The following is a 23348-nucleotide window of genomic DNA, read 5'->3' on the forward strand; positions in this document are numbered from 1 at the left end:
TTAACTTTTAAAATTAGGAGAAGGATTTTATAGATTTTAAAGAAGGGCTTTTATAAAGAAGGGTTTAAAGCTTAGAAAGGGGCCGGATGCAGCAAGATTATTGGAGGAATACACATGGATAACAGACCGATAGGTATTTTTGATTCAGGATTAGGGGGATTAACTGTTTTAAATGAAATAAATAATTTACTTCCTTTAGAGAGTATTGTTTACTTTGGAGACAGTGGTAGGGCACCATACGGGACTAAATCTGAGGAAACTGTCATAAAGTACACATTTCAAGACATACGTTTTCTTTTAAACCAGGATATAAAGATGATTGTAATTGCCTGCAATACAGCTAGTGCATGCAGTCTTGAACTGGTAAAGAACAACTTTGATATACCAATTGTAGAGGTTGTCCAGCCAGGGGCTGTGGCAGCCGTAAATGAGACAAAAAACAAAAAGATTGGGGTAATAGGCACCATTGCCACAATTGAAAGCGGTGTGTATGAAAAGGCTATAAAGCGCCTGGATTCAACTGTTGAAGTTCACTCAAAGGCATGTCCTCTGTTTGTTCCGCTGGTGGAAGAAGGCTGGTGGGATAACGACATTGCATACAGGATAGCGCAGGAGTATATGGAACCTTTGAAGGAAAAGGGTATTGACACACTGGTTTTAGGATGCACCCACTATCCTCTTTTGAAAAATGTTATTTCAAAAGTTATGGGGGATGGTGTTAAGCTTGTAAATTCAGCTTTAGAAGTTGCTAAGGTGGTAAAGGAGGTTATAGATGTAAGAAAAATTGAGAGGGATAAAAATGTTGCACCTGTATACAGGTATTATACAAGTGATAGTGTAAAGAAGTTTGAATCTCTGGGAAATTCCATTTTAAACGGGAAAATACGTTCTGCTGAAAGAGTGGATATTGAAAGATATTAAAAACCACAACTACAAAGCATTACAATAGAGCACCGGTATAAAACGTAGCAATGAAATGCAGCCATGAAGTACAACCCTGAAGCATCACTTTAAAGCAATTCTTTAAGGTATTACTTTAAGCAACTTTTTTGCAGCAAACAACACAGGAAAAGCTTAAAAAATGCAGGCAGGAAAGTATTAAACTAGAGAAGGTATGTACCCTAAAGGACAGGGTATCAAACCTTTGTAAAATGGAGGAGATGCATTATGAATAAAAATGTTATTATTTCTGTAAGAGGGATTCAAACTACAGGTAATAGAGTTATAAATACACTTGAATTGGTTACAGAGGGTAAATACTACAAAAAAGGCAATACTTATTATGTTACGTACAAAGAAAGCAAAGTTACAGGAATGGAAGGAACTACAACAACTTTAAAAATAGGAGAAGACGGGGTAGTTACTTTAATGAGATTTGGTTCGGTGAATACCCAGTTTATATTTGAACAGGGGCAGAAGCATGTGTCATACTACGATACCAAGTACGGTACTTTTACAGTGGGGGTAACTACAAATGTTGTATTGGTGGATGTGGATGACGAAGGCGGGGAAGTAAGGGTTGACTATGAATTGGATATAGATGATAATAAATCGGGACAAAATGATTTTCATATGTTTATAAGAGAGGTAGGGCAGTTAGATGGTAAATATAGTGGAGAACATAAGGAAACAAATTGATGATGCGGTAAGAAATTCTGTTTCAAAAGCTGTGGAGGCAGGGGAACTCCCGGAGTTTGAAATAGAGGAGGTAACTGTAGAAATTCCAAAGGAAAAGTCCCATGGGGATTTTTCTACAAATATAGCCATGCAGACAGCCAGAATGGCTAAAAAGGCTCCGAGGCAGATAGCAGAAATCATTGTTAAAAATATGGACCTTGAAGGTACATATATTGAAAAAGTTGAAATTGCAGGTCCGGGCTTTATAAACTTTTACCTGAACAATAATTGGCTGTATGATTCCTTGAAGGATATACAGCGTTTAAGGGAAGAGTACGGAAGGATAGATGTAGGGGGCGGCCAGAAAGTTATGGTTGAGTTCGTCAGCGCAAATCCTACAGGGCCGCTCCACATGGGAAATGCCCGCGGGGGGGCGCTGGGAGACTGTATCGCCAGTGTCCTTGAAAGGGCAGGATATGACGTTACAAGAGAATTTTATGTAAATGATGCCGGGAATCAAATAGAGAAATTCGGCATATCTCTTGAAGCAAGGTACCTGCAGCTTTTAAAGGGGGAAGATGCCGTTGAGTTCCCTGAAGACGGGTACCATGGGGAAGACATAATAGAGCATATGAAAAATTATATAGAAGAACATGGGGACAAGCTTCTTGATGTTGACAGCAGCGAGAGGAGAAAAGCCCTTGTTGAGTACGCTCTTCCTAAAAATGTTGAAAGAATTAAAAAGGCCTTGGAGGAATACGGGGTCACATTTGATGTATGGTTTTCAGAGCAATCCCTATACGACAGCGGTGAAATAGAAGAGACATTAGAGTACTTAAAGGAAAAGGGCTATACCAGGGAAGAGGACGGAGCCCTTTGGTTTAAAGCCACTTTGTTTGGGGCTGAAAAGGATGAGGTTATAGTAAGAAATAACGGGGTACCCACATATTTTCTGGCAGATATTGCATACCACAGGAATAAGTTTTTAAAAAGAAATTATGACAGGGTGATAAATCTCTGGGGTGCTGACCACCACGGGCATGTTTTTAGGATGAAATGCGGGGTGGAGGCCTTTGGAATTGACCCGGACAAGCTTGATATCGTAATATTCCAGTTGGTACGCCTATATAGAAATGGTGAAATTGCCAGAATGTCAAAGAGGACAGGAAAATCAATATCCCTGACAGACCTTTTAGAAGAAGTGGGAAGAGATGCAGCAAGATTTTTCTTTAATACCAAGGCGTCAGGAAACCACTTGGATTTTGATTTGGATTTGGCAGTTAAACAGTCCAATGAAAACCCTGTTTACTATGTGCAGTATGCCCACGCAAGAATATGCAGCATGCTAAAAGTTTTAGAAAGTGAAGGGATAAAAGTTCCTGATGTTGATGAGGTGAATGTTTCTTTGCTGGATAAGGAAGAAGAAATAGAGCTTTTAAAAAAGCTTGCCCAGTATCCGGAAGAGATAAGACTTACTGCTGAGACGTTAGAGCCAAGCAGGCTGACCCGTTATGTTTATGATGTTGCTGCAGCATTTCACAGCTTCTACAACGCCTGCAGGGTAAAAGGTGAAGAAGAGGAAATAATGAATGCAAGACTAATACTTGTTGACAGTACAAAAATTGTTATACGGAATGTATTAGAGCTGCTTAGTATAAATGCCCCGGACAAGATGTAATTAGAATGCTTTAAAAGCGAGGGTGCTTTTACGCACCCAAAGCTTTTATTGTATGTGGAGGGATAAATATATGGGTATTCAGTTAAAAAGAGTAAAAGTCACCGATGAGGAAATTTCACCTAAGGTACTTACAGCGGCTTTATTTTCCCAGGTTGAACAAATGCCAAAGGGATATGCGTTAAAAGAACGGTACGTATATGACTATGAATTTGAATATATTTTGTATAGCGACGGCGCTTCTATGATAATTGATGACAAACATTACGAACTAAAAGAAGGAGATGTTATTTACAGAAAGCCCGGTCAGTACACCCAGGGTTTTATGCCTTACAGCTGCTATCTGATTGCTGTCGACATGTTAAATAACACCAGAAAAAATCCTAATAAGTATTATGTATACAACAACCAGAACTTTCAAAACTATTGTGAAAATGATATTCTTGAAAAAATACCACAAATTTTCCAGCCACTAAACAAAGAAAAAACAAAATACCTGTTTGAATCAATATTTAAAGAATTTATTACACCAACAGAAATATCTGATTTAAGCCTTAAAACAAAAATATTAAATTTAATATGCTATCTCTACCAGAATTCAACGGATCCTTTTAAAAACAATACTATACCTATGTCCCATCATTTTGAATCTCTAAAAGAGGTTATAAAGTATATTGAAGATAATATTGATAAAAAGCTGTTATTAAGTGATTTTTCAAAAATTGCAAATTTAAGCCCAAGTCATTTTCACAAGGTTTTTACTAAAAACATAGGGATGACTCCCCATGATTTTATATTAAAGGTTAAATTAAACAAAGCAAAGAAGCTTTTGGCAGAGACCTGCCATCCGGTTTCTGAAATTTCCCGTCAATGTGGTTTTGAAAACACCCCATATTTTTGTCATGTTTTCAAAAAACACACAAACACCACTCCTTTAGAATTTAGAAAAAAGCACAGATATGTATAAATTAAATAATTTTAGGTAAATCCTAATTTTTTTTGTCATTGGGAATTATTCTATCTATACCTTCTTTTTTTTTGCCTGTAATAAATTATTAATAAAAATTCTCAAAAATTAGCCGATATAGACAATGGGACTGTATTCTTAAAATTAGGGCAACATTTAAGGAGAAAGGTAGTGTTGCATTTTGCGTAAAAAAATAATAAAACTTTACATAATATCATTAATACTGTCACTGTTTTCTTTTACATCATATTCCCAGGAAGTACCCCAGAGGGTTTTTGAAGGTGTTGAAAATGCTCCGGCAATTTTAAATAATATTGATTTTAATGATGTGAGAAATTCAGGTACCTGGGCAAAAGAAGCCATTTACGAAGTAAGTGCCTTAGGGTTTATAAAAGGGTATGGCAACAGGGTTTTTGGCCGTAGAAACAATGTGACAAAAGAAGAGGCCATAGCAATGATTTACAGGGCGGCAGGAAGGGAAGAAGAGGCACAGAGGGTGGCGGTAGCCCTGGACAGTGCGAAGGCTAATGATGAAAGGGAAAGAAACGCCCTTAACATGTGGTCTTTAGGATATTTAAGACTTGCGGCGGAAGACGACCTTATAACCTGGCAGGATTATGAACATGCAACAGCATTAGATGAAAGTGAAATTCCTGAAGGAGGTTTTTTCCGCAGGAGTCCTGCAACAAGAGAGGAAGTTGCCAGATGGATGGTTATGGCACTTGGAATACAGCCTGTATATGAGCAGCAGGAGATATTTAATAATTTCCTGGACTGGACGGCTGCCGACCCTCACAAGGTACCTTATATAGAGGCTGCGCTGGCAAATAACATTATGAGCGGGATGGGAAACGGGTATTTCAGACCTCTTTCCTCAATTACAAGGGAGCAAATGGCACAGATAATAAAAAACTCCTCTTCTTATATATATCCTCTTTTAGAATATGAAAAGAAAATAGGTACTATAGAGAGTATAAAAAGTTCAAGGGACTATACCGGCGGAGACGGCATATTTAAAAATACATTTGCCGTAAGAAACAGCAATGGCAGCCTGCACCATATAGTTGCCAAATTTTCAGAAGGAAGAGGGAGCATAAATGAACATACCGGTTCCCCTGTAAGAAGTCAATATGCCGATTTTATTGTATATAAAAAGGGAGCAATCGGAGACGGCAGATTGTTAGAAGAAGGAGACAGGATTGAATACATTGTATCCTCAGATGAAAAAGTTAAATTTATAAATGTTATTTCAAATACAACTGATACAAAATATATTGTTGGAAAAATAAACGGCATAGAAAATGGAACCATTAACATTTCCAAAATTTTTGATTTAAATTATCCCACTGTGGACATTGAAAGCAGGAATTTTTCTTTTAACTCAGAAGGTAGGGATGTGGATATAACCTATGTTTTAAGTAACAGCATAGAAGTTTATATTGACGGAAGGATAAGCGGTATTGAAAACATCCGTGGCGGTGAAGATGCAATAATTTCCTTAAGGGATAATATAGTTACAAAAATAAAAACGGTGGATTTAAGATTTAAAGAGCAGGGAGTGGTAAACGGCATTGTTGAGGAAAACAACCCTCATTTAGGATATATAACTCTTTACAATGATTCAAACCTTGACTATAGAACATCCCCTTTAGAAAAAATTAATTTTATAAAAACATACAGCTATCAAAACCCAAAGGAGATTAAAGTCCTTAAAAACGGAAGAGAAGGGGATATTGAGGATATAGAGCCCGGGGATTCTGCATATATTAAACTTGATGATGATGGAGATATTGAAATAATAAGTGCTGTGGACAACTACATGGCAAAGTACGGTAAAATTATATCCAAAAGGCAGGGCAGCATAGTTGTAATGTATGATGAAGGTATTCAGCAAATACTGGAAATAGATAATCCCCTTATTGTTTTAAATAAAAGGGTTGCAGATTATGATGCCCTAAAAGAAGGGGACAGGGTAAAGCTTATTTTAAATATTACAGACCGGTTTACTCAGGTGAAGCAAATTACAATTGACGGAAGCGGTCTTTACATTTCCAATATATACAAAGGGATAGTGGATGGATTAGATGAGGTTACAGGAAGGCTTGTATTGAGAAATCTGGAGGTTTTCCAAAACGGAAAATGGAACAGGACAGGGCAAAAGGGCTTTTATTCCATGGAGTTAGACAGTGAAAGCACCTTTGTCTATAATGACAAAAATATATATAAAGATGATGTAAAAAGGCTTTTCAAAGACAGGGAAGCATATATAGCTGCAAGGGAGGATTATGGCAAGAAGGAAAAGGCTGTAATTGTATCATTTAGAAATTCCAATGACAGGGAAGCCGCTGTTTTTGATGATACCATTTTAAGGAGCACATCTGAAGGATTTGTGTTAGAAAAGGAATACAAAAACATAAAATATAATAAAGGCACTATAATTATAAAGGACAACAGGCTTGTTTCTGCAAACAGTGTGACCAAAGATGATGCAGCATATATAATTGCAAGCAGGGGCTATGAGGACGGGGAATACTATGCAGGGATTGTTGCCATAAATGACAGGTTTAATCCGGATTTTATTGATATCTACCGTGGAAGGATAGCTTCCATAGAAAGAAATACCAGTGTAACCGTTGAGTCCTTTTCCAGATTTGACGGCTTAAATTGGGAATTTTTCAATACTCCTAAGACATTTTTAATTACATATGACACCAAAATAGTGGATGATACAGGTATAATCGGTCAGAGAAATTTCCTGGACTTTGGGGAATCCAGCTTTAAAGACAGGACTGTTTATATACTGGCAGACGGTACCGATGCAGTACTTATAACTACTGCACCTTATGGAAATGTAAACGTGAAAGGTGAAATATACCAAATAGTGGCTGACAGGACGGTAAATGAAGAGGGTGAAGAATTAGGAGTACAGCAGGTTCACGGATTTACCCTCATTGATGCAAAGGAATACAACCCTTCAACCTTTATGTGGGAAGATACAAAAGACAGAATTATAAATATCAATATTTTAAATAACAGCATTATTTTAAAAAATAACACCGTTGCAAAGGCGTCAGATTTAAAGACAGGCGACAGGGTAAGGGTGCTTAAGAGAGAAGACAGTGAAGAGGGATACATTATATTTGCCGAATAAAGAGGGGATGCAATATGTTAAAAAAACTAATGAGTATTGTTTTGATTTTAATACTTATATTTGGTATAATGGAAATTAGTTCAGCAAGAATTGGGGATTCAGGTTATGAAGGAGGGATTTCCTCCGGTCAGGCGCCAGGGAGAACCACTTTTGAGTACAAAGAAGTGGTATTTATAACAGGTGAGCCTATAGTATTTGAGGGAACCGTTACAATTACCAAAAATTTAAGGCAGGACAGGAACACAGGGGAAAATGTAATGACTACAAATTATACCTACAGGCTTAGCAATGCTGAATATTCTGCAACTTTAAACAGAGCCCTGTCACACAGCACCACACTGAGTGAAAAGGAAAAAGGTCAAACAATAGAGGAGACAAGGTTAAATGACGGGTACAGCGAAATAATAAGAATTGGAAATGAAATGTACAGACTTGAAAACTATGACTACACAAAGACAAATATAAAGCATTCAAAGCCTGCTGTGGACTACTATGCAGGGAATATGTGGGGCAGAAAGACGTATCGTTTGGGAAATGGTGCCGGCGGCCGCACTGTAACTGTGGATATTTCAGGGGAGTTTTATGGATACAACCAGTACTGGGGCACAGCTGAAACCCAGATATTAGACTATGTTATTCAAAGCCAAAGCACAACAGGTGATTATACAGATAAATGGGGGGGCACTGCAAGTGTTACCCTGTCCACAACAACGAGCCAAAACATGCGGTATGTTGAAAATGAGCCTCAGACCATAAGTTTTGAGGGAGGGTTTCTTGAGACCCAGCACAACAACAGTGTTCTTCAGTATACAGCAAGGCTTCCTGAATTTGATTCAGAGGGAATATCTACAGACAGGATAGTTGAAATAAAGGACAGTTTACAAATAGAAACATTTCCTTCAAGTAAAAGACTCCTTGTACCTGATTTGAACCATTTAAGGGGGCACTGGGCGTACAGGGACATAATGGCACTTTACAGCCTTGAGGTTTTTACAGGAGATGCTTCAAGGTTTAATCCTCAGGAGGTTATGACCAGGGCAGAGTTTGCAGATGCCATTGTGAGGGCAGCCAGGGAAGTGCCGCAAGACCCGGCGTTGGTTGATTCAAGGGTAAATAGGCGGGTGAATACCAATAATAGAAATAATGAAGAGGAAACAACCCAGAGGTTTTTTGATGTTTCCAAAAATCATAAATACTATGACAGCATAAACAGTGCCTTTGATAGGGGGATAATAAGCGGAAGAGGGGATGGAAGGTTTTATCCTGAAGATTATATTACTACAGCTGATGCCATAACCATTATCATCAGTACATTAGGTTTAGAAAATCTTGCCCCGCAGGATGGCGCCATTACTATTTTTAAAGATAACAGCGATATTCCCAAGTATGCAAGAAATTCAGTTTATGTTGCACAAAAAATAGGATTAATAATAGGGGATGAAAGAGGGTATTTAAAACCTATGGAGTATATTACTAAAGGCAGGGCTGCAGTTATAATTAATAAATACATAAATTATATGAGGGAAGATTTGAAGAAAGATTATAGGGAAAGAATAATCAACTATTAAAACATTTAGAACATTATTAAAAAGGGGGAGCAATTTATGAAAAAAGTAAAATTAATGGTAGCAATTACAATGATGGTTTGTTTTTTAATGACAGGAGTAAGCTTTGCAGAGGACGGGTACCTAGACTCAGACTATTTTAACAGTGTTATGGATATGATAGAGGATAGTTACAGTGGGGATATATCCAGAGAAGAGCTTTTAGAAGGTGCCTTAAGGGGCATGTTTGATACCATGGATGATTATACCCTGTACTACACAAAGGAAGAGGCAGAGGACTACTTAAATGATATTGAAGGTACTTATAAGGGAATAGGAATCTCCTTTAACAGATCAGATGAGGAAATAGTTATTGTAAAAGTGTTTAAATCCTCACCTGCAGAGAGAGCAGGTATTAAAAAAGGAGATATCATTAAAAAAGTGGATGGTGTGGATGTTTCCAATAAAAACGCTGATGAAGTGGCTTCAATGATAAAAGGTGAAGAGGGAACAACGGTGACCCTTGGGATAGTCAGGGAAAATATGAGCCAGCTTATAGAAATTGAAGTTGTAAGGGAAGAAATAAAAATAGAACCCGGTGAGTACAGAATAGAAAATGATATTGGCTACATTAAGCTTGAAACCTTTAACTCCAACGCCAAAAGCTTTATTAACGAAGCTTTAAAGGAGATGGATGAAAACAATATAAAGAAAATAATACTTGATTTAAGGGATAATCCTGGCGGGGAAGTGGGTCAGGCAGTTGCAATTGCCGAGAAATTTGTGCCTATAGGTCTTATTACCCGCTTGGAGTTTAAGTCAGAGTCTGAAAGGGATCAGATATATACTTCAAAACTTTTAAAGCCCAAATATGAACTGGTGGTGCTGGTAAATGAAATGAGTGCCAGTGCATCTGAAATACTGGCCGGTGCTATACAGGACAGGGAAGCGGGAATTTTAGTGGGAACAAAGACATACGGAAAGGCTAAAGTTCAAAGCATTTTTCCCATTATAACACCAAAGGCTTATAAGAAGTACAAAGATGAGTACGGAACAAGTTTTATAAATGCATATGATATATTGAAAAAACATAAATTTTACCCGCCGGATAATGAAATAATCGGGTGGATAAAAATGACGGTGGGAAGATACTATACACCCAAGGGAAGAATGATAGACGGGGTAGGCTTAGAACCGGATGTATTTGTGGAAAATGTGATAAAGGGTGTTGATGTAAGCACAATCAGCTTATTAAGTAAAACTGATAAGCCAGGCTTGGGCTCAGAAAGCATTGATGTTTATAATGCAAAAAAAATGTTGGTTTTACTCGGGTATGAAGTTGGCAATATGGATGGTTTTATGGATGAAATAACTTTTAAATCCATTGCTGAATTTCAAAAGGATTCAGGTCTCTATCCTTATGGTGTGCTTGACTTTTCAACCCAGGATGTTTTAAATGCAAAGTTTCAAAAAGTTATACCCGAACAGGACCTTCAATATTACCAAGCGGTAAAAATACTGTCATCCAGATTTTGACTCCAAAAGTCTAAGAAATACAGGGAAAAAATATAAAAACATATTTAAATAAACAAAGAAATTTATAAGGTGGTAAAATGATAAAATTCATTATACCACCTTTCTTATATATACTTTTTTCTTAATGTTATTTAATTTTCTTAATGTTTTAAATCTTAATGCATTTAATCTTAATGCACAAAAAATCATTGGAAAATGTTACAAAAATCAATTCATTTTACAAAAAAGCTATCAGCTGCCGGAGAAAATCAGGTGCTTAATGTCAGAAATATCTTTATATTTCCGAATGTAATCTGCAATTATATTTCCGGTTTTCACATCACCTATAAAAATCATTCCCTTAACCTTATTGTCCTTTAAAACAATCTTTTTATACATATTGGATTCTTTGTCAAGCTCTACTACCACCTCAAAATCCTTTTCATCGGGCTTTACAAGTCCCATTGAAATAAGGGGCACGTCCCTGAGCCTGACGGCGCTGCTGGCAGCTTCAGAAGTTGTAAATTCTTTTGGCTGACCCGCCATATTAAAAGCAGCACATTTACCCTGGGTAAGGGCATTTGACCATATGTACCCTGAAACATATCCCCTTGCCTGGTAACTTTGGGATTCTGATACGTCTCCCGCTGCATAAACATCTTTAACTGATGATTCTAAATACCGGTTTACAAGAACACCCCTCTGACACTTAATTTCCGTTCCTTCAAATATGTCAAGGCAGGGTCTTGTTCCTATGGCTATAACCAACATATCATATTTTATTTTTTCCCCGTCTGAAAACTCCACATATTTTTCTTCTCCAGAAGATACAAATACCATGTTTTTAGAAAGCAAAACATCTATGCCGTCTTCCTGCACCTGGTTTATAAAAATTTCTGAACCCATACTGTCTAAGTGCTGGGGAAGTATAGAGTCTTCCCTTTCCACGATGGTGGTGTTCATACCAAGGTTTTTTAAAGCATAGGCTGTTTCCACACCTGTAAGCCCCCCGCCTACTATCACCGCGTTTTTTCCTGCAGATGCCCTGTTTCTTATAATATCTGCATCGGTAATGGTGTTTATGGTAAGGTAATCTGAGTTTTCCAACCCGTCAATTTTAGGAATTACAGGTTTTGCACCGGTGGCAGCAAGAAGTTTGTCGTATTCTACTATAGTTCCGCAGTTAAGTTTTATGCACTTGTTTTCTACATCAATTTTATCAACTTTTTTATTAAGCATAAGATTGATTTTATTTTCTTCATAATTTTTCATGCTTCTTAAAAAAAGTTTTTCTCTGGGAAGTCTCCCCCCCACATAGTCAGGGAGCAAAAATTTAGTGTATGTAGGTACATTTTCTTCACTTATTATTGTTATTTCGCTTAATTCATCTAAACTTCTGAGAGTTTCTGCAGCAGAGATTCCTGCAGCACCATTTCCCAAAATTACGTAGCGCAAAAAAATCACCCCGCCCTTAGTACTGTGTATCTTTATTACCGTATATTAAAAAAGTCATAAAAAATATCTAAAAAAGGCACCTGAGGTGCCCTTTTTAGTATTTTATACTTAAAAATTGTTTTTCTCTGCCCATTCTGCAGCAGTTTTAACAGCATTCTGGTGGTTGGTGTCCACCCTGTTTGTTCCGTGGGTTTTGCTGTTTAAGAAATGGATATCAAAGACACCATCCATATTATTGCCCTTTACCGCATCTAAGTTGTAGCCGGGACCATATCCCCCGCTTCTGGATTGTATGTATGCATTTGCAGCTACACTGTCTACACCTGCGTGAGGCATACCTGCCATGGAAGCTGCCATTTTACGCCCGTTTACCGTAACAATAACAGGTCTTCTGGCCCAGCTCCATGCTCCACCGTATATTTGAAGCAATATTTTTGTATCTTCTGCAGTAAGGGTTTCTACGTCTGCATGGTTGTACCCATATGTCCTTTTTATATTAAATGTGCGCCCGCTCCAAATGTCATAAACCTGAGCTGTGCTTCCTATAGAGAAGATATTTTCTGCTCCTCCAAACCATGAAACCAGATAGTTTCCTTTTGTTGCTGAACCAGAACTTGATCTTGTAGCTGGTGTAATTTGGCTTGCAGCACTCTTACCATTTAAAAGCCTGTTTATCACCGACATTGTAACAGGTCCTGCAATTCCGTCCTGGGCAATGCCGTTATCTGCCTGAAGCTTTATTACAGCACTTTTTGTAAGGCTTCCAAAATATCCTGTGGGATTTACATGGAAGTAACCCAGTGTTTTTAGATCCTGCTGCAATGCTGTAACAGCAGAACCGCTCATGCCTTCCTTTAAGATGGTTCCTCCGCCGGATCTTGTAGCGCTGGCCTGTTCATTTATAAGTCTGTTTATAAGGGACATTGTAACAGGTCCTGCAATTCCGTCCTGGGCAATTCCATACCTTCCCTGCAGTTTTATAACAGCAGCCTTTGTAAGGGAACCAAAATATCCTGTAGGATTTACATTCAGGTATCCTAAAGTATTTAAGTCTCTTTGCAATGCTGTAACATCACTTCCACTCATGCCTTCTTTAAGCAGCCGGGATTGAGCGGAAACAGGCAAGATATTAGCAGAAAGGCTAATGAGTAAGACTGACAAGACCAACACAACCAGAACAGATTTCTTAAGCATTAAAAATGATCCCCCTTTTTGTGTTTCACTTACGTCAAGCAGTAAGTTGTATCTTTTGTAGCATAAGATTTAATCTTATACTTTTTACCTGGATTCTCCAGATAATATAACCTAAAGAATCCAACAACAACATTGTATCATTTTATACGTACATAATAAACACAAAAAATATGTATTTAACTATTAACTCATGTACATATTGAGTAAACAAAGTAAGCCTCCTTGTATATTCTATCAAAATTATCAGGTGTAAGTAAAGGATAATTGGCAAAATAAACACAAATTTTTATCTTAACAAAAAAGGATTTTTTTAAGTTTTATTGAATATATATTTATAATACAAAAATGTAATTACTAGATAACATAGACATAATTACTAAATTACATAGATATAATCACTAGATTACACAGATATAACTTTTCGTAATTACAATATCGTATTTAATTGTAATTTTTTCTATTATAGTTATAATATATTCTAAGTTCGGCTAAAGTGATATATTTAAAAACTATTTCTACTTTATCTGTTCTGCTATAAGTCAATGAAAAAACGGTCATATATTAAATGGACAGAAAAGTGAAAGGATGAACTTTAAGATGAAAGCTGTAATTATGGCGGGTGGGGAAGGTTCAAGGTTGAGACCTCTTACTTGTGATATTCCCAAGCCTATGGTGCCCATAGTGAATGTTCCAGTTATGGAGCATATTATCAACCTCTTAAGGAAACATGGAATTAAAGAGATAGCTGTTACTTTAGCGTACTTGCCCCAAAAAATAAAAGACTACTTTGGCAACGGGTCAAATTTCGGGGTAAATATTTACTATTTTACCGAAGATGTTCCCTTAGGCACAGCGGGAAGCGTAAAAAACGCTGAAGAATTTCTTGATGAAACATTTGTTGTAATTAGTGGTGATTCCCTCACCAATATGGATATTACAAAGGCACTTGAATTTCATAGAGAAAAAAAATCCCTGGCCACACTGGTTCTTACAAGGGTTGATGTCCCCTTAGAATACGGGGTGGTGATAACCAATGAAAACGGCAATATAGAGGGTTTTTTAGAAAAACCCAGCTGGGGGGAAGTTTTCAGCGATACCGTCAATACAGGGACTTATATTTTAGAACCCAGGGTTTTAAGATATCTTGAAAAGAATAAAAAGACAGATTTTAGCCAGGATTTATTTCCTATGCTTCTAAAGAAAAGGGAACCTATTTTTGGGCATGTAACTGACGGTTACTGGTGCGATATAGGAGACCTTAGGGCATATCTCCAGGCACATTATGATGTTTTGGAAAAAAAGATTGATATAGATATGGAAGCAGAAGAGATTAAACCAGGGGTTTTTGTGGGAAGCGGCACTATAATTGACCCTGGTGCCACAATTAACGCCCCCTGTCTCATAGGTAAAAACTGCCAGATAGAAAAAAGGGCTGTGGTGGACAGTTTTTGCATTATCGGGAACAATAATGTCCTTGAAGAGGATGTCTCCCTAAAGAGAAGTGTTGTGTGGGACGGCAACTACATAGAGAAGGGCTCTCAAATCAGGGGGGCTATACTGTGCAACAACTCCAATCTCAAGCACTATGTCCATGTGTATGAAAATGCAGTGGTAGGCGATAATTGTATCATAAACGAAAGGGTAATTATAAAGCCTAATGTTAAAATATGGCCTCAAAAAACAGTGGAGCCTTTAGCGGTGGTTGACAGAAATATAATCTGGGGTTCAAAGTATTCCAGGGGTATTTTTGGAGAAAACGGCTTGTCCGGCATTATTAATGTGGACATAACCCCGGAGTTTGCCACAAGGCTTGGGGCTGCCTATGGCTCTGTCTTAAAAAAAGGCTCAAAAATTGTTGTAAGCTCTACAACATCAAGTTCGGCCAGAATGTTTAAGCACGCCTTTATATCGGGTATTTTGTCTGTGGGAATTGAAGTTTTTAACCTAAGCAGTTTGCTTACTCCTATATCACGTCATGCAATAAGCTTTCTCTCTGTAGAAGGCGGGATACATATAAAAAATGCAGATGACAATCCAAATAAACTGAAAGTGGATTTTATGGACTCTAAAGGAGCCAGCATAAGCAGGGTAATGGAGAGAAAAATTGAAAATTCTTTTTTCCGTGAAGACTTTAAGCGCTGCTCAGGGGAAGAAATCAGCAGGCTCAATAATATAACTGATTTTAAAAACTACTATGTAAAGTCCATTTTAAATGAAGTGGATGTGGAAACCATTAGAAAGAATCCGCCAAAGCTTTGCATTGTTTCCCCTTCTGATTTTGTTATATCAACAGTGGTGCCCATGCTTACGGATTTAGGCTGCAGGGTTGTAAGTTTTTCTTCTGCAAATTTAAGTGAGCATGCTGCCATTGTAGATGAGATTAAAAGCAGCGATGCTAATTTTGCAGCCTATATAGACAGCAACGGGGAAAGGCTTGTTTTTGTAGACAGGTGCGGGAACATTGTAGAAGATGATTTATTTTTGGCACTGACATCTTTAATTACATTTAAAACATCCCCTGAGTCCAATGTGGTGGTGCCTATTACTGCCCCTTCCGTAATTGAAATTATAGCAGAAAAGTACGGCGGAAAAGTGGTTAGGACAAAGACTTCACCCCAGGCAGTAATGGAGCAGATGCTAAATCACAATTTATTTAAAAATAAAAAGGACATGAATCAATTTTTGCTTAATTTTGACGCCTTAGCAGGTCTTGTGAAAATAATTGAGTATTTGTGTGTAGAAAATACTACTTTGACAGATTCCTTAGAGGAAATTCCGAAGTTTTATTTAAGCAAGAAAAAGATATTCTGCCCGTGGGAGCTAAAAGGGCGTGTAATGAGAACCCTTATAACTGAAAAGGAAGGGGAAAAAGTTGAATTATTAGACGGGGTTAAGTTTATTTTTGAAAAGGGCTGGGCACTTGTGCTGCCGGATGCAGACATGCCCCTTTGCAGGGTTTATGCAGAAGGGGAAAGTGCTGAAATTGCAGAGGAAATATCTGAAAAGTACATAGAAAAAATAAAGAAAATTATAAATTCCCAAAATACATAACCTGCTTTTACAAGAAATAAAATTGTGATATAATTTTTTAGAATTGTTGTAAAAAACAATTTGCATGCAATGAAATTTTTAAGCACTATAAAATTTTTGAACACAATAAAAATTTTGAACTCAATAATATTTTGAACACAATGAAATAATGGAGGATTTTTGATGGCGGATATTGTTTCGGCACTGATTAAAGAGTTTAATATAAAGCCTTTTCAAGCGGAAAATACAATAAAGTTAATAGATGAGGGAAATACCATCCCCTTTATTGCAAGATACAGAAAGGAAATGACCGGCGAGCTGGATGACCAGACTTTAAGGGAATTTCATGAAAGACTGGTTTATTTAAGGAATTTAGAGGCAAGAAAGGAAGAAGTTAAAAGGTTAATTGAAGAGCAGGGGAAGCTTACAGAGGATATTGTAAATAATCTTTCAAAGGCTGTTACGCTGCAGGAAGTTGAAGATATATACAGACCCTTCAGACCAAAGAGGAGAACCCGGGCTACAGTGGCAAGGGAAAAGGGTCTTGAACCTTTAGCGGATATGATTTTCTCCCAGGAGCCATTAAATGCCCCTGTGGAAGAGATAGCAAAGACTTTTATAAATGCTGAAAAAGAAGTAAATACCGTTGAAGAAGCCCTGAAAGGTGCCATGGATATTATTGCAGAAGAAATTTCTGACAATGCTGAATTTAGAAAAGATATTAGAAAAATATTTACCCAGTCAGGGGTAATTGTGTCAAAGGCCAAAAAGGAAGAGGATTCCGTATATAACATGTATTACGATTTTTCAGAGCCGGTTTCTAAAATACCCGGGCATAGGATTCTTGCCATAAACAGGGGTGAAAAGGAAGAGTTTTTACAGGTAAAAATAGAGGTGCCAAAGGAAAAGGTACTTGAATACCTGAAAAGAAAGGTTATAAAAAACCCGCCGGTGCCTGCTTCTAAATATGTTGAAGAGGCTATGGAGGATTCCTATGAGCGGCTGATTTTCCCTTCAATTGAAAGGGAAGTTAGAAATGAGCTTACAGATACTGCCCAGGAACAGGCTATGAAGGTTTTTGCACTGAATTTAAAAAATCTTCTGCTTCAGCCTCCTGTAAAGGGCAAGATAGTAATGGGAGTGGATCCGGCCTACAGGACAGGGTGTAAAATTGCTGTTGTTGACGATACAGGAAAGGTTTTGGATGTGGGTGTAATTTATCCCACACCTCCCCAAAACAAAACAGAAGAGGCTAAAAAAAATGTCACTGAGTTAATAAACAAGCATAATGTTGATTTGATTTCCATTGGAAACGGTACGGCTTCAAGGGAGACGGAAATTTTTATTGCAGATCTTATAAAGGAGCTGGACAGGGAAGTATACTACATGGTTGTCAGTGAAGCGGGTGCTTCTGTGTATTCAGCTTCAAAGCTTGCAGCAGAAGAGTTTCCGGATTTTGATGTTTCCTTAAGAAGTGCGGTGTCAATAGCAAGGCGTCTCCAGGACCCTTTAGCAGAGCTTGTTAAGATAGATCCAAAGGCAATAGGTGTGGGACAGTACCAGCATGATATGAATCAAAAAAGGTTGGGAGAGACGTTAAAAGGAGTGGTGGAAGACTGTGTAAACAGCGTTGGTGTAGATTTAAACACTGCTTCCAGTTCACTTTTGTCCTACATTTCAGGTATTAATTCCACTGTTGCAAAAAATATAGTGGAGTACAGAGAGATACACGGAAAATTTAAAAACAGAAAAGAGCTGAAAAAAGTAAAAAAACTTGGGGAAAAGGCATTTGAACAGTGTGCAGGTTTTTTAAGAATACCGGAGGGGGACAATATTTTAGACAATACTTCCGTGCACCCGGAATCCTACGATTTTGCCCAAAAGCTTATTGAGAAAATGGGGTATACTTTAGAAGATGTGAAGGAAAAAAGGCTTGCCAAATTTAAAGAAGAGGTGGATAAAAGGGGGATATCCAATCTGGCGGAAGAGATTGGAGTTGGGGTTCCTACCTTGCGGGACATAGTGAATGAGCTGTTAAAGCCTGGAAGAGACCCAAGGGATGAGCTTCCAAAGCCAATATTTCAAAAAGATGTACTTGATATTGAGGATTTAAGACCCGGTATGGAATTGACGGGTACCGTAAGGAATGTTGCTGACTTTGGTGCCTTTGTTGATATAGGCGTTCATCAGGATGGTTTGGTGCACATTTCTGAATTAAGTGATAAATATGTGAAAAGCCCAATGGATATAGTGGCTGTGGGGGATATTGTAAAGGTTAGGGTACTTGAAGTTGATGTAAAAAGAAAGAGAATATCCCTGTCTATGAGGCATTGCAGGTGACCTTTTGGTGTGATATAATTAAGTTTAGTTTTTTGGACAGGAGATATATAGGGGAGATTTTATGGATAAGTTGGTAGCTGCAGTTAAACCGTTTTTTAAGCGGTATGATTTGGTTATAATTTTCAGTTTAATGACGCTGGTTTACTGTATAATAGAATATTTTATTTTCTTTCCGCTGGTTTTAGGCATGTCTGTGCTTAAAAGCGGAAGTGTATTGGAAATTGTAATTTATATTATCCAGCTTGCTTTTAAATATTTATTTAAGGTTAAATATTTAATATACGTGATTATTGGCATAGCAGCATGTGGCATTTTGTTTGGACTTATATTTTCAGCGGTTTTTTATTCATTAAATAATTTTTTGTCCAAAAAAGCCCGGCCCAAGGACGGGGTTTTTAAAGCTGAATTTTTAAAAAGCCAGTACTTAACGGGTATAAAGCAGCATTTTTTGAAAATGTCACTAATGTCAGCTTCCACAATACTATACAGCATTTTATTTATTGGGTTTATGACGGTTGTGACAGTTCCTGCCATAGCTGTTTTAAGAGGACAGATAGAAGGGAAAATTGACTTTTTACCTTTGGCTATTGTGCTTACAGTAATTACAGCTGTTGTTTTGTTTTTTGGGTTTATGTTTTTTAGAACATATATATTGTTTTGGTATCCTGCAACATTTAATTTTAAAAGAAAGACTTTTGCAATTGGGAAAAGGGCAGCAGACACTTTTTTTTGGGAAATAGTTTCCTTTTTAGTGGTGTTTGATGTAGCTTTTTGTTCTTTTCAGCTGCTGCTTATACTGCTGAACTCCCTTATGGCAGGAGGTCAGGGAGTTGGTTTTTTAAGATTTTTAATTTTGATTTTGTTAAATTGGGTTGTTAAAACGGTTCTGTTTACCATTTTAATAGTATTTGTGTTTTCAAAGTTTCAACAGTTTAAAAAGAGGATAATAACAAAAACAACCTAAAGAGGAAGTACCCCTTTAGGTTGTTTTATTAGTATTTTTATTTCTTTACTTTGCAAAGTTATGTTTTCCTATAGTTGTGATTATCTCTCTTGTCCATATCCATTTGCTTTTGGCTGTTGCCGGATTGTAGTAGTAAATTGCCCCGCCGGTGGGATCCCATCCGTTTAAAGCATCCCGGGCTGCCTTATATGAAGTTTCATTAGGAGGAAGATTAATTTGTCCGTCAGCTACTGCTTCAAAGGCTCCAGGCTGGTAGATAACGCCTGCGATGGTATTGGGGAACCTGCTGTCCCGTACACGGTTTAGTATAACTGCTCCCACAGCCACCTGACCCACATATGGCTCACCCCTTGCTTCACCATGTATTATATGTGCCAGCAGATTTAAATTGTTGTTGTCTGAGCTCTGTCCGGTACTGCCTGTGGGGATGCCCAGTGCTGCCAAAGTTTGTGAGCCCGCTACCCCGTCCACTTTTAAACCGTTTTTGGCCTGAAATTTTCTTACTGCCCTGTAAGTTTTTATACCATAAACCCCGTCTATTTTTCCGTCATAGTATCCCCATTTTTTTAGCCGGGTTTGAATTTCTACAACTTCCTGGCTTCTTGAGCCGTAATAGGATACAGCACTGCGGCTGTACCTGTACAAATCAAAAATACCGTCTTTATAAGTATATAGTGTACCTGCAAGTATCGATGTGATAATAAGTATTATGCTTGCTAATAAATTTCTTTTGCGCAAAAAACCATCCTCCTTTGTTATTACTTGCAGTATCTATTTTGTCTTTTTTTTAGTGAAATTATTATTAATGCAAAAAATAAAAACAAAGGAGGATATTTTAATTCATTCCGGCAATCAGAAGGTATATGAGTATTATCAATAAAAAATCATCATTTATTTTTTCTTCTAAAAGTAAAAAAATTAATCCAAGCAATATTATTTCATCAATTTGAAAGCGTCTTGAGAGAAAATCGGTAAGGGACAACCCCTTACTTTTTTTTCTCACGGTATCAGCTTCATTTGGGAGAGGGATATCATCTATTTTTTTTGCATCACTGCCGGGGGAAGATTTATTATACATAAAGCTGCGTGGTCTTTTTAAGGGGTACCTTCTGTACCTAGGAAGCATACTATATAGCATCTCAGTCCCCCCTTCACATGCTTTTTTCAATATCTGCCATTACGTTGCTTAAGTGAAACATTTGAAATAGTTTTATGCAATCCCCCACCTTTTTTTGCCTGCTGCTGTTTAAAAAGGGTTTTATTGCAGTTAAAAGATTAATTCTAGGATCGTTAAGGCTGTTTGCATCATTCATTATACTTTTTACTTTACGCACCAATTCATCATTATTATAAAAATCTTCCTCTGATTTGTTTTTTTGATTATTTTGGCTGTCTTTATGGTGGTTTTCTTTCTCTGTCTCTTCAGGAGGTTTTTCTTTTTTAGAGGAATTAGCCAAGAGAGAAAGTATATTTATAAGGCTTTCTGATATATTTTCATTGGCTAAAATATCCCCTAACTGTTTTACATTATTGTTGAAATTGTTATTCATAGGACAAATCCGCCTCCCTGTTAAGGTACGTTTTTTAAAACAAATTAAATTTGGCTTAGTAATTCTTTAAATTTTTCAGCAAGTATATCTCCTTTTTCCCCAATAAGCCTTGCCAGTCTATCAATATCAGCAGAATTAATTTTTTGCTTTATTTCCTCTTTGTTGATATTTAAACCTTTTAATTTTGATACATCAAAGCTGTCCATTTTTTCAATTAATTCGTCTTTGTCCATTTTATTAATCTTTTTTGCAATTTCTTCGTACTCACCGTTGTTCAACATTTCAAGGGCGGAATTAATCTTTGCCTTAAGTATTCTTTCATCCATCTTTCCCAAAAGTTCTGACAGTTTTTTATTAAATGAATCGTTCATGTAATCAATCCTTTCTGTTAAAAATATATTTCTTTATTTTTTACAGGTTTTTATTTGCTTTATTTGTTTTATTTATATTTAGTAACGTGTATAATTAGAACATTATTTTATTTAAATAATTATTTAAATATTAATTTAAAAAAATTTAAAATAAAGGTGTTAGAATTAAAAAGAAAGTGGTATCTAATGTTATAAGGAAGTTAGGGCTAAACTTTTGAAAAGGGTGAGTTTTATTGTTTAAACTTTATTTACTTGCTTTTATAGAGGGAATTTCTACATTTATATCACCATGTGTTTTACCTCTTATACCCGTTTACTTCTTTTACCTTATGGGAGCGGATTCAGAAGGGGATTTAAAGCATGAGGACGGTAATGGGAAAAATAAAAGGAGGCTTTTAATTAATTCATTAGGTTTTGTATTGGGATTTACCGTGCTATTTACCGTATTAGGAGCCAGCGCCACCTTTATAGGAGGTTTTTTAAGTAGGAATAACGATATTTTGCGAAAAGTAAGCAGCATTTTAATTATTATATTCGGGTTATCCTATATGGGTATGCTAAATTTTAAATTTTTAATGAAAGAAAGAAGATTGAATTATCAGTTTAACAATTTAAAATTCTTTAGTTCTGCCCTTTTAGGGATGGTTTTTGGATTTAGCTGGACCCAGTGCACAGGACCAATATTAGGTGCTGTTTTAGCTAAAGCTGCAAATCTTGAGACTATACTAAGCGGAATAACATTACTCCTTGTTTATTCAGCAGGGATTGGGCTTCCCTTTATAATATCAGCGCTAATGTTTGAAAGCCTTAAAGGTGCTTTTAACTTTATAAAAAAACACAGCAATAAAATAAAAACCGTTTCCGGCATTTTGCTGGTGGCTTTTGGAGTTGCTATGTTTTTTGATTTAATTAGATTTAATTTTTAAACATCCATATATTTATATATATGAATAAATGTATATTGGATAATTTATATATGATAAATTGTATATGCATTAATGTGTAAATCCGTGTGTAACATGTATATTTATGTACAAGTTAATAAGTTAAAAATTATTAAATTTAATAAGTTATAATTTATAAAAGTTAATATATTAAAATTTATATGAAAGGGAGATATTATGGATAACAAAAAGAATGAAAATACTGTGGATGCAAAAAAGAAGGTAATTGTATGGCTGGCTGTATTAGTTGTTCTGATAGCCTCTTCCTATTTTATTTACAATTACATTGGTGATGCTAATTCCGTTGTTACAGATATGTTTTTTAAAGACAAAGAAGATAAAGAAAATACAAAAATTGCCGATAATGATGCAGGCGAGGATGCAAGGCAAAGGGATGAAGATGTAAATGCGGACGAGAATGAAGATATAAATGAAGGCACAGACGAAGGTGTAAACGAAGATACAAACAAAGGTGTAAATGAAGGTGCAAACGAAGGTATTAATAAAGATGTAAATGAAGATGCAAACGAAGATACAAATAAAGGTGTAAATGAAGATGTAAATCCAAACAGGATTAAATCCATTGACTTTACACTTAAGGACTTTAACGGGGATGAGGTTTCCCTTTCAGACTTCAGGGGAAAACTTGTTATTTTAAATTTCTGGGCTTCCTGGTGCCCGCCGTGCATTGCTGAAATGCCGGATTTTGACAGTGTAAACAAGGAGCTTAAGGAAGATGACAATGTGGTTATACTAACTGTTAATTTGACAAACGGATACAGGGGGGAGACAGAAGAGGTAGCCAGAGAATTTATAAATAAAAACGGGTTTACCCTTCCGGTTCTGTTTGATACAGAGGGGTTTGCTGCCCAAAGTTATGGTATAAGGAGTATACCTACAACATATTTTATAGACAAAGAAGGATATATTATAGACGGTATTTCAGGAATGGTAAATAAAGATTTTATTTTGAAGGCAATTGAAACATATAAATAGAACTTTATAACAAACCGGAACTTAATAAACATTTA

General features: G+C 36.7%; 18 protein-coding genes. 12 read left to right on the top strand and 6 right to left on the bottom strand.

Annotated elements, in window-relative coordinates; genetic code table 11:
• Nucleotides 1-114: 114 nt before the first annotated feature.
• The 7 genes from murI to HVS_RS01765 all read left to right on the top strand — a co-directional run bounded on the left by murI (nt 115) and on the right by HVS_RS01765 (nt 10490).
• Entirely contained in the window at nt 115-921 is an 807-nt protein-coding gene (murI, locus tag HVS_RS01735; RefSeq protein ID WP_101298735.1) for a glutamate racemase, read from the top strand.
• Between the two features lie 246 nt (nt 922-1167).
• Nucleotides 1168-1638: a YwiB family protein gene (locus tag HVS_RS01740; RefSeq protein ID WP_101298736.1), complete on the top strand. Its 471-nt coding sequence runs from the start codon at nt 1168-1170 to the stop codon at nt 1636-1638.
• Nucleotides 1601-3295, top strand: a complete 1695-nt coding sequence (gene argS / locus HVS_RS01745; protein ID WP_101298737.1) for an arginine--tRNA ligase — start codon at nt 1601-1603, stop codon at nt 3293-3295. Before HVS_RS01740 ends, argS begins: the two co-directional genes overlap by 38 nt.
• A 70-nt stretch (nt 3296-3365) precedes the next feature.
• The gene (locus tag HVS_RS01750; RefSeq protein WP_159063343.1) at nt 3366-4259 is read left to right on the top strand and encodes a helix-turn-helix domain-containing protein; all 894 of its coding nucleotides are present in this window, start codon (nt 3366-3368) and stop codon (nt 4257-4259) included.
• 181 nt (nt 4260-4440) lie between these two features.
• Nucleotides 4441-7410: an S-layer homology domain-containing protein gene (locus HVS_RS01755; RefSeq protein ID WP_242971636.1), complete on the top strand. Its 2970-nt coding sequence runs from the start codon at nt 4441-4443 to the stop codon at nt 7408-7410.
• Between the two features lie 14 nt (nt 7411-7424).
• Nucleotides 7425-8978, top strand: a complete 1554-nt coding sequence (locus tag HVS_RS01760; protein WP_101298740.1) for an S-layer homology domain-containing protein — start codon at nt 7425-7427, stop codon at nt 8976-8978.
• Nucleotides 8979-9014: 36 nt separating this feature from the next.
• Nucleotides 9015-10490, top strand: coding sequence for a S41 family peptidase (locus HVS_RS01765; protein WP_101298741.1), 1476 nt, complete (start codon nt 9015-9017; stop codon nt 10488-10490).
• 231 nt (nt 10491-10721) lie between these two features.
• Here the strand turns inward: HVS_RS01765 and HVS_RS01770 are convergent, their stop codons facing one another.
• Nucleotides 10722-11933, bottom strand: a complete 1212-nt coding sequence (locus tag HVS_RS01770; RefSeq protein WP_242971637.1) for an NAD(P)/FAD-dependent oxidoreductase — start codon at nt 11931-11933, stop codon at nt 10722-10724.
• A gap of 99 nt (nt 11934-12032) precedes the next feature.
• Nucleotides 12033-13118 carry a peptidoglycan-binding domain-containing protein gene (locus HVS_RS01775; RefSeq protein WP_101298743.1) on the bottom strand — a complete coding sequence of 362 codons (1086 nt, stop codon included), beginning with the start codon at nt 13116-13118 and terminating at the stop codon, nt 12033-12035.
• A 597-nt stretch (nt 13119-13715) separates the two neighbouring features.
• Here HVS_RS01775 and HVS_RS01780 point away from each other — a divergent pair.
• The 3 genes from HVS_RS01780 to HVS_RS01790 all read left to right on the top strand — a co-directional run bounded on the left by HVS_RS01780 (nt 13716) and on the right by HVS_RS01790 (nt 19452).
• The gene (locus HVS_RS01780; protein ID WP_101298744.1) at nt 13716-16169 is read left to right on the top strand and encodes a mannose-1-phosphate guanyltransferase; all 2454 of its coding nucleotides are present in this window, start codon (nt 13716-13718) and stop codon (nt 16167-16169) included.
• 162 nt (nt 16170-16331) lie between these two features.
• Nucleotides 16332-18488, top strand: a complete 2157-nt coding sequence (locus HVS_RS01785) for a Tex family protein (RefSeq protein ID WP_101298745.1) — start codon at nt 16332-16334, stop codon at nt 18486-18488.
• A 61-nt stretch (nt 18489-18549) separates the two neighbouring features.
• Nucleotides 18550-19452 (top strand): hypothetical protein, encoded by a 903-nt coding sequence (locus HVS_RS01790; protein WP_101298746.1) that lies wholly within the window; start codon nt 18550-18552, stop codon nt 19450-19452.
• A gap of 45 nt (nt 19453-19497) precedes the next feature.
• Here the strand turns inward: HVS_RS01790 and sleB are convergent, their stop codons facing one another.
• The 4 genes from sleB to HVS_RS01810 form a co-directional block, all read right to left on the bottom strand.
• Entirely contained in the window at nt 19498-20190 is a 693-nt protein-coding gene (gene sleB / locus HVS_RS01795) for a spore cortex-lytic enzyme (protein WP_101298747.1), read from the bottom strand.
• 97 nt (nt 20191-20287) lie between these two features.
• Nucleotides 20288-20590, bottom strand: a complete 303-nt coding sequence (locus HVS_RS01800; protein ID WP_101298748.1) for a hypothetical protein — start codon at nt 20588-20590, stop codon at nt 20288-20290.
• A 13-nt stretch (nt 20591-20603) separates the two neighbouring features.
• Nucleotides 20604-21002, bottom strand: coding sequence for a hypothetical protein (locus HVS_RS01805; protein ID WP_101298749.1), 399 nt, complete (start codon nt 21000-21002; stop codon nt 20604-20606).
• 44 nt (nt 21003-21046) lie between these two features.
• Nucleotides 21047-21373: a membrane trafficking protein gene (locus tag HVS_RS01810; RefSeq protein WP_101298750.1), complete on the bottom strand. Its 327-nt coding sequence runs from the start codon at nt 21371-21373 to the stop codon at nt 21047-21049.
• A gap of 233 nt (nt 21374-21606) precedes the next feature.
• Between HVS_RS01810 and HVS_RS01815 the strand changes: the two genes are divergently transcribed.
• Together HVS_RS01815 and HVS_RS01820 are read left to right on the top strand one after the other, a co-directional pair.
• Nucleotides 21607-22299, top strand: coding sequence for a cytochrome c biogenesis CcdA family protein (locus tag HVS_RS01815; RefSeq protein WP_101298751.1), 693 nt, complete (start codon nt 21607-21609; stop codon nt 22297-22299).
• Between the two features lie 195 nt (nt 22300-22494).
• On the top strand, nt 22495-23313 hold the full coding sequence (locus HVS_RS01820) for a TlpA disulfide reductase family protein (protein ID WP_101298752.1): 819 nt from the start codon (nt 22495-22497) through the stop codon (nt 23311-23313).
• The last annotated feature ends 35 nt before the right edge of the window (nt 23314-23348 follow it).

This window comes from Acetivibrio saccincola, from assembly GCF_002844395.1.
Lineage (GTDB): Bacteria > Bacillota > Clostridia > Acetivibrionales > Acetivibrionaceae > Herbivorax > Herbivorax saccincola.

Bases quoted from the DNA above. Each gene is read 5' to 3' on its own strand.
- murI (WP_101298735.1), top strand. From the start codon at position 115: ATGGATAACAGACCGATAGGTATTTTTGATTCAGGATTAGGGGGATTA.
- HVS_RS01740 (WP_101298736.1), top strand. From the start codon at position 1,168: ATGAATAAAAATGTTATTATTTCTGTAAGAGGGATTCAAACTACAGGT.
- argS (WP_101298737.1), top strand. From the start codon at position 1,601: ATGGTAAATATAGTGGAGAACATAAGGAAACAAATTGATGATGCGGTA.
- HVS_RS01750 (WP_159063343.1), top strand. From the start codon at position 3,366: ATGGGTATTCAGTTAAAAAGAGTAAAAGTCACCGATGAGGAAATTTCA.
- HVS_RS01760 (WP_101298740.1), top strand. From the start codon at position 7,425: ATGTTAAAAAAACTAATGAGTATTGTTTTGATTTTAATACTTATATTT.
- HVS_RS01765 (WP_101298741.1), top strand. From the start codon at position 9,015: ATGAAAAAAGTAAAATTAATGGTAGCAATTACAATGATGGTTTGTTTT.
- HVS_RS01775 (WP_101298743.1), bottom strand. From the start codon at position 13,118: ATGCTTAAGAAATCTGTTCTGGTTGTGTTGGTCTTGTCAGTCTTACTC.
- HVS_RS01780 (WP_101298744.1), top strand. From the start codon at position 13,716: ATGAAAGCTGTAATTATGGCGGGTGGGGAAGGTTCAAGGTTGAGACCT.
- HVS_RS01785 (WP_101298745.1), top strand. From the start codon at position 16,332: ATGGCGGATATTGTTTCGGCACTGATTAAAGAGTTTAATATAAAGCCT.
- HVS_RS01790 (WP_101298746.1), top strand. From the start codon at position 18,550: ATGGATAAGTTGGTAGCTGCAGTTAAACCGTTTTTTAAGCGGTATGAT.
- HVS_RS01800 (WP_101298748.1), bottom strand. From the start codon at position 20,590: ATGCTATATAGTATGCTTCCTAGGTACAGAAGGTACCCCTTAAAAAGA.
- HVS_RS01805 (WP_101298749.1), bottom strand. From the start codon at position 21,002: ATGAATAACAATTTCAACAATAATGTAAAACAGTTAGGGGATATTTTA.
- HVS_RS01810 (WP_101298750.1), bottom strand. From the start codon at position 21,373: ATGAACGATTCATTTAATAAAAAACTGTCAGAACTTTTGGGAAAGATG.
- HVS_RS01820 (WP_101298752.1), top strand. From the start codon at position 22,495: ATGGATAACAAAAAGAATGAAAATACTGTGGATGCAAAAAAGAAGGTA.